This window comes from Sulfurimonas sp., from assembly GCF_026991475.1.
Classification (GTDB): domain Bacteria; phylum Campylobacterota; class Campylobacteria; order Campylobacterales; family Sulfurimonadaceae; genus Sulfurimonas.
Map to the genome: position 1 here is coordinate 1 of NZ_JALXBK010000034.1, position 7,249 is coordinate 7,249.

Here is a 7,249-nt window from a genome sequence, read left to right on the forward strand (position 1 = left end):
TCTATTAACTCTTTTGGAGTTCCCCTAAAGAATTTTTGATACCTTTTTGTAAGCTCTTTTGCTAAAAATATCTCTCTTTGTGGTGCTTCTTGGGCAAGTTCTTGCAGAAGCTTTTCTAAGCGGTGTGGAGATTCATAAAGGATAGTAGTGTAACCATTATGCAAGGCTTTTTGTAATCCCGCACTTCGAGAGTTGCCTTTGTGGTCTAAAAAGCCAAAAAAGAGTAGCTGCGTTTGTCCAAATCCACTCGCTACAAACGCAGTAAGCACTGCGTTTGCACCAGGTAGGACATCATACTCTAATGAGTGCTCGATGCAGTAAGAGACAAGAGCTTGTCCGGGATCACTTACACCCGGCATACCAGCATCACTTGCATAAACAACATTTTGCTCAAAAAAAGAGGGTTCTAATTTTTCAACAAAAGCCTGTTCATTATGTGAATGTAGGGAAATAAATTCTTGATCTTCTTTAAATGCAGTGTTATAACGCTCTTTTAAAATATGGATAAGTTTTTTTGTAACGCGGGTATCTTCACAAAGAAGTATGTCAGCTTCACTCAAAAGCTCAATGGCTCTGAGTGAAATATCGCCGATATTTCCAATAGGAGTTGGAATTAATGAAAGCAAAAAAAGTGCTTGACTATTTTTTGCCGTAACGTGCTTTAAATTTCTCGATACGACCAGCAGTATCAACCATACGCTCTTCACCTGTGAAGAATGGGTGACATTCGTTACAGATGTCAATTCTCATCTCTGGTTTTTGGCTTTTTGTTACAAAGCTGTTGCCACATGCACATGTTACAGTACAATCTACTAGTTCTGGGTGAATACCTTTTTTCATTTCATTACCTTTTGTCACACGTCTTGTGTACGTATAACTATATATTTTTTAATTCCGTATGGGGGCAGAATTTTATGAAGCGAATTATACCTAAAAAATCTTAAATTACAAAAGTATCTTCGAAGCCACCGCGACTGCTGCTGTTTCAGAGCGTAATATCATTGGAGTATCGAGTCTAAAAACCTCTTGATTTTTCAAAAACTCTTTCTCTTTTGGTGAAAAACCACCCTCACAGCCAATAAGTACACGCCCAAACGCAGCGCTTTCACCTAAAATATTTTCACAAAAATCAAAGACCTTTACATCCCCAAACGCAGCTACAAAACTCTCAATATTTTTATAAGTATCAAACTCCATTATCTCGGTACGTCCGCACTGTTGATTTGATGCCTCTACAATGCGTTCGTAGCGTTTAAAGTCGAGTTTGAAGTTTTTTTGACTTCTCTCACAGTAGATAAAGGAGATTTTACTTACTCCTAGTTCATTGAGACTTGGCAGAACTTTCTCTACTGATTTATTATCTATGACACACCAGCCGATATGAAGTTCCTGTTTTGCTTTAACCTCAAAAATCTTTGATGAAATTAACTCAAACGCAGCACTTCTTGGTTCTATTTCACTCAGTCTGTAGATGTGCAGTGTTTTTATATCTTCTTTGGAGCGAAACCCAAGCTCGTCACCGACATTGTGGCGACGTACTTTTATAAGGTATTTAAAATCTTCACCTTTTATGCTAAAACGCTCTTTACCTGCGTTTTCATTAAATAGATAAACCATTTTAAACGAACCACATCCAAAGTGACATCAATAGAACCAAACCAAATTCAACTTGTAAAATAGTTCTCGAATATGGTTTATAGACTTCTAAAGCATGCTCTTTTTTTGTACTAAGATATTTCAATGCTTTCAAACGCTTTGCTTCTAACACTATAAGAACTACTCCCAAAATAATCATTACAATATTTTCAATACTAAAGTGTAGATGTTTTGCTGCCATCATCACAATACCTGTAAAAAGAAGTGTTCCAAGTACCGTTATTTGTAAAGGAACAAGATATAAAGAGTTCACTTTTTTATACTTTGCAAGTTCTTTTGCACTAATTAAAATATACAGATTGATGAAAATCATCACCAAAACTGCGACCGCTGACCAACTATGTAGGCTTAAACCCATATTATACATTTCATTCATAACGAAATTATAGTAAAATATGTCAACTAATCAAAGAGGTTTTAAATTATGGCAGTTACAATAAATGAAGCACTAGAAATAATCTACACACATACAAAACAAAAATCTTTAAAAATCATACCGATTGAAGAGGCTTTAGGGTCTGTTCTTGCCCAAAATATTACAGCTACACACAATCTACCACCCTATGACAACTCTGCTATGGATGGATATGCAGTAAAAATTGAAGATAGCGGCAAATGCGTAAAAGTGGGCTGCACCATCTTTGCAGGAGATGATTTTCACGGTGAACTACAACATAACGAGGCAATAAAAATTATGACAGGCGCTCGTATTCCTCTTGGAACTCAATGTATTGTGCCTATTGAAGATATTACAGAGTGTGAAGGTGGCATCAAACTCCCTGAAAATTTAACAATTTCAAAACATATTCGTCTCGCGGGTGAAGATATTAAAAAAGAGAGCTTGCTGCTCACAAAAGGGCAAAAAATTCATGCGCACCAAATCACCCTTCTAGCATCACAAGGCATCACGCATATTAAAGTATATAAAAAACCGCGTGTTGGCATATTTGGTTCTGGAAATGAGCTAAAAATGCACTTTGAAGAGGTTGCAGAGTACCAACTTTACAATACAAATTCACCCACTTTTATTGCTCGTGCAAAAGAGTTAGGGTGTGAAGTGGAATTTGTAGGGACTGCTATTGATACACTCGAAGATATTAACGAACATATCAAAAGTGCTCTTGATTGTGACCTTATTATAACTTCTGGAGGGGTAAGTGTTGGTGATGCTGACTTTACCAAAGAGGCATTTGGTGCATTTGGCTATGAGATTCTTTTTGATAAAGTTGAAATAAGACCTGGAAAACCAACAACCATAGGAAAAATTGGAGATAAGGTTATACTCAATCTTCCAGGAAACCCACTCGCAGCAGCACTCAATTTTGAGATTTTCGGACGTGCCATCATCTATGCAATGAGTGGGACAAAAGAGAAATTTATAAATCCTATAAAAGTAAAAATGGCAGAAGATTTTAAACTTAAAGCAGGGCGAAGCAGTGTTGTTCCTGGATATTTTGATGGAGAATTTTTCACTGTGTGTGAGAAATTTGCACCGGGAATGGTCTCCCCTCTTGCAAATTCAAATGGTTTTATTATTACAGATGCCAAGTCTGATTTTATTGCACAAAACCAAACAGTAAAATTCATCTCTACTCATTGCGATTTTGCAAGCCATGAGTTTCAAGAATTATTGAGTTAAAAGAACTTAAACAGAAGCGGGGTTCACAAACTCCTCTTCATCCAATACTTTTTGCCACAATCTCTCATCTTTAAAATCTTTCATAATTTGCTCTGAAAATATAATATCAAAAAGGTTAATCTCGCCCATCTCTTTTGAGTAGGCATCCTCTGCAAAACATTGTGCGTAGCCGGTATCTGTCTCATGAACAATGACGCTATGGAGTTTTACCTCTTTTTCACCATTTACTTTAGATGTAAGCCCTAAAAGTCTATCTATCATTACAAAAATGACACGAGAAAACTGTTCAGCTGAAGGTGAAACTGGCAGCTCTACCCAGCGTGCAGAGTGCTTTTTCATATCTTTAAGATACGCTACATTATCTCCACTCCACAGAGCAATAGCATGGTCAAAACTCTCCACTAAATCTTTCATATTTTGTTTCATTAGTCCAAAATCATAAACCATCTGTCCATTATCTAAAAAGTTAGACTCAAAGAGCAGTTCCACTTTATAAGAGTGTCCATGAACAGAACTTCTACATTTAATTGTTGAGCAACCCCTTACTATATGAGCATTTTCAAATTTAAAAAGTTTTCGTATTATCATGCGTTTCTCCTTTCACTCACACCCCTTTATTGGCATCCCAAATCCGAATATGCAGTCTATCACTAAAGTTATACCCTTTTGCTTTACAAAACTCTATAAGAGGCTCTGTATTTGCTTCTACTTCAGCTTTTGTACCACCAACAGGCATACAGTAAACTTTTGTTTTTGGGGAATGAAGTTGTATATTTTCTATCTCATCCTCAAGTGCTATATTTATAGAGTCTCTGTCTATTGAAAATTTAAAAAAAGCATCTTTTGCATTGGAAGCTATGTTATAAATCACATCACCACGAACACGCTTTACTAAAGGTTCATTTGAATTTGCAAGTTTTACAGACAACGCAAATATACACTCTTTGTAAATAGGATACTTCTCAAAATCAACATTTAAAGAACCATTTGTCTCAAAGGTAATTTGATGTCCAAACGCGGTCAGTTTTTCTAAAAATTCTACAAAAATAGGCTCATTTGCATAAATAAGAGGCTCCCCACCGGTTAGAACAATATCTACTGCGTTTGGAAGTTCATATAAATCCAAAACAGACAAAAGTTCTTCTGCTCTAGTTATTGGTACCCAGCTATGAGAGAAGTGTTCTTTGTTTACGGCATAAACAGTATCGCAGCCTAAAACTTTTACACCATCTTGTGCAACTTCAGAGCAACCAAAACCCTCGCAACGCATATTGCATCCACCAAAACGAAAAAAGAGACTCGGAGTACCTACATACCTTCCTTCACCTTGTATAGAGTAAAAATGTTCAACGAGATATATCATCCACCTGTCTCATAAAAGGCACGAGTAGAGACTTCATCATCCTCTCCACCCCAACGGTTTTTTTCTGGTTTTGTACGTACTACTTCTTTTAGCACAGCCGCAGCAGTTTTTATATCACCTTTTCTTACAGATTCAGCAATACTCATTGCCTCATCAAAATATAAACATGGTATAAGATTTCCCTCAGCTGTAAGTCTTATACGATTGCACTGCTTACAAAAATCATCTCCATAAGGTTCAATAATTCCAAATCTATAACCATCATCAAGCCTATAGTATTTTGCAGGAGAAGCACCATCATAACCTTCTGAAGTAAAGTTATATTTTTCACCTAAACTTGTTAAAACTTCTTGACCACTTAGTTTTGAAATGTTCGCTTTCGCATAAGCATTTTCCATATACTCTATAAAACGCACAGTAATATCTCGCTCTCTACAATACTCAAGGACATCAAATATTTCATCTGCGTTCATTCCCTTCATAGGAACCATATTTGCCTTTACTTTGAGACCAACTTTAAGTGCTTCTTCTACGCCTTCAAGAACATTTTTTAAAACATCTTTACCTGCTATAGCTTTCGCCACTTCAGGTTTGAGCGTATCTATACTTACATTGATGCGTTTAAGACCAGCATCTTTTAATCTTTGTGCGGTTCCTTTTAATAAAAAGGCATTTGATGTCATTGCTAAATCAATATCAGGTGCATAATCAGAAATCATCTTAATGAAGGTATCTAAATCTTCTCGCAAAAGTGGCTCTCCACCCGTAATACGAATCTTTTTAACTCCTTCATCTATAGCTACTTTCATAAACTCAAACAGCTCTTCAAACGAGAGTAAATTCTCTTTTGGAACCCATGAAAAAGGTTTTTCCGGCATACAGTATTGGCATCTAAAATTACATCTCTCAGTTACTGAAATACGTAAATAATCTACTACTCTATCATAACTATCAATAAGCATTTATCATCCTCTAAAATTTTAATCTTTCTCATATATTTGTACTGTTGAGCAGATTATATCATGCAGTGCTTTTCTATCTTTTCTAAAAAACGGTGTTAATAATCCAAAAAGAATAGTTGCTGAAAACAAAAAAGCGACAAAACGGCAAAAAGCTCTAAAGAAACCAATATTCTCAAATGTTGTATCATCTACCACTCTGATTTTATATGCTTTTTTACCAGGAGTTTGCCCAAATTTTGCAATTAAAACAGTGTAAATAGCGCCATAGAGCGATACTGCTAAAAATGGAGCCCATTGTGAAGATTGGAAATCATCTTTCCCATTCATTACAACATAGGTAATAAAATAGAGTATAGGAGCATAAATCATAAACATATCTGTTATAAGTGCTTTAATCCTATCTGGATAATAAGCATAAATAAAAGTCGGCTTTTGAGTCTCTGTATTGTGAAGTTTTTGTTGTTTTTTAATATCTCTAAATCTCATAAGAGGATTATATCAGAGAATTACTTTAAGTAGATTTTAGTAGAGTGCAAAAAGGAAAAAGTTTCCTTTTTGCTAAAGTTTTAGTGTAACTCTTTCCAAACTTCTTTTTTCCAAAGAATAGCAAAGATTGCGAATATAATGATGAAAATCATTACATTTCTACCAACACTCTCTCTTTTGTGACGTTTAGAGTCACCAACATCTTGAAGATGTGTTATAACTTTCTCAGCAGCTTCTGCAGTTACACCAACACGTGGCATTGCAGTACCTTTAAGATAGTTTTGAGGATTTTCAACAAAAGTTGAAATATAGTGTTCACCACGAGAACGAATATACATACTTAAATCTGGTGGTAATTTACCAAGATATTTTGTTAATGCATCATCATAGTTTGCAACTTTCATCTCAAATGCTAACTCATCTTGTTTATGTTTAAACTTAGGTGTTTCACCAATTTGAGTCCAAGCTGGATGCATTTTTCCATTAAGATTATACTCGTAATGGATAGCATGACATCTACCACAAGCAGTTTCAAACGCCATATTTGGAGTTAATTTATCTGCAGGAACAGCGATTGATTGTAAATAAGCAACCATATCAGCTACTTCTTGTGCTTTATCTCCACCTGCTCCGTAGAACTGAGGCATAGGGAAAGTTTTTCCAGTTTTTGCATTGTATTTGTGATCAAGCATCAATGCATGCGCAGGATTGTTAATTAACGATGCTAAAAATTTAGGATCAAATACAACACCTGCATTTGACAAGTCTGGTGGATTTACACCATAACTTTGTGCTGCAGTTACAGCATCCATAGGAGCAGCAATACCTGCAACTTTAATACCATGACAACCAGTACAAGCACCAGCACCCATAACTAAATCTTTACCACGAGTAGCATCACCTTTTTTAGTAAGTGCCGGTAAATCTTTGTATGCAAACCCTTGACTCTCATAATGCTTGTGCATATGTGAGTGTGCAAATGGTTCAACTAAATAGTAAGTTACAAGAGTAAATGCAGTTACTATTGCTAATATAAATAATTCTTTCACTTTTTACTCCTTAAACTTTTTTTTCAAATTTTGTGATAAATGGAAGTGCAATCCATAAAGCAAAGAATGTTAATGCTGCATAATGCCCAATAAC

General features: G+C 35.6%; 10 protein-coding genes. 1 reads left to right on the plus strand and 9 read right to left on the minus strand.

Annotated features, from left to right (window positions below; genetic code table 11):
• The 4 genes from rsmI to MV589_RS02400 all read right to left on the minus strand — a co-directional run.
• Positions 1-626: 16S rRNA (cytidine(1402)-2'-O)-methyltransferase (rsmI, locus tag MV589_RS02385; protein ID WP_297431681.1), on the minus strand; the 626-nt coding region annotated here is incomplete at its 3' end.
• A 13-nt stretch (positions 627-639) separates the two neighbouring features.
• Positions 640-840 carry a 50S ribosomal protein L31 gene (gene rpmE, locus MV589_RS02390; protein WP_297431700.1) on the minus strand — a complete coding sequence of 67 codons (201 nt, stop codon included), beginning with the start codon at positions 838-840 and terminating at the stop codon, positions 640-642.
• 105 nt (positions 841-945) lie between these two features.
• Complete coding sequence (locus MV589_RS02395) at positions 946-1,617, minus strand: 16S rRNA (uracil(1498)-N(3))-methyltransferase (RefSeq protein WP_297431683.1); 672 nt, start codon at positions 1,615-1,617, stop codon at positions 946-948.
• Between the two features lies 1 nt (position 1,618).
• Positions 1,619-2,014 carry a hypothetical protein gene (locus MV589_RS02400; protein WP_297431685.1) on the minus strand — a complete coding sequence of 132 codons (396 nt, stop codon included), beginning with the start codon at positions 2,012-2,014 and terminating at the stop codon, positions 1,619-1,621.
• A 66-nt stretch (positions 2,015-2,080) separates the two neighbouring features.
• Here MV589_RS02400 and MV589_RS02405 point away from each other — a divergent pair, with 66 nt between their 5' ends.
• Positions 2,081-3,295, plus strand: coding sequence for a molybdopterin molybdotransferase MoeA (locus tag MV589_RS02405; RefSeq protein ID WP_297431687.1), 1,215 nt, complete (start codon positions 2,081-2,083; stop codon positions 3,293-3,295).
• A gap of 6 nt (positions 3,296-3,301) precedes the next feature.
• Here MV589_RS02405 and MV589_RS02410 read toward each other — a convergent pair whose 3' ends face one another.
• From MV589_RS02410 to MV589_RS02430, 5 genes are all read right to left on the minus strand, one after another.
• Positions 3,302-3,883: a 6-pyruvoyl trahydropterin synthase family protein gene (locus MV589_RS02410; RefSeq protein ID WP_297431689.1), complete on the minus strand. Its 582-nt coding sequence runs from the start codon at positions 3,881-3,883 to the stop codon at positions 3,302-3,304.
• 16 nt (positions 3,884-3,899) lie between these two features.
• Positions 3,900-4,658 (minus strand): 7-carboxy-7-deazaguanine synthase QueE, encoded by a 759-nt coding sequence (locus MV589_RS02415; protein ID WP_297431691.1) that lies wholly within the window; start codon positions 4,656-4,658, stop codon positions 3,900-3,902.
• Complete coding sequence (gene moaA, locus MV589_RS02420) at positions 4,655-5,620, minus strand: GTP 3',8-cyclase MoaA (RefSeq protein ID WP_297431693.1); 966 nt, start codon at positions 5,618-5,620, stop codon at positions 4,655-4,657. The genes MV589_RS02415 and moaA overlap by 4 nt, the downstream gene beginning before the upstream one ends.
• An 18-nt stretch (positions 5,621-5,638) precedes the next feature.
• Positions 5,639-6,106, minus strand: coding sequence for an RDD family protein (locus tag MV589_RS02425; protein ID WP_297431695.1), 468 nt, complete (start codon positions 6,104-6,106; stop codon positions 5,639-5,641).
• A gap of 80 nt (positions 6,107-6,186) precedes the next feature.
• A complete protein-coding gene (locus MV589_RS02430) occupies positions 6,187-7,155 on the minus strand; it encodes a c-type cytochrome (protein WP_297431697.1) in 969 nt (322 codons plus the stop codon).
• Between the last annotated feature and the right edge of the window lie 94 nt (positions 7,156-7,249).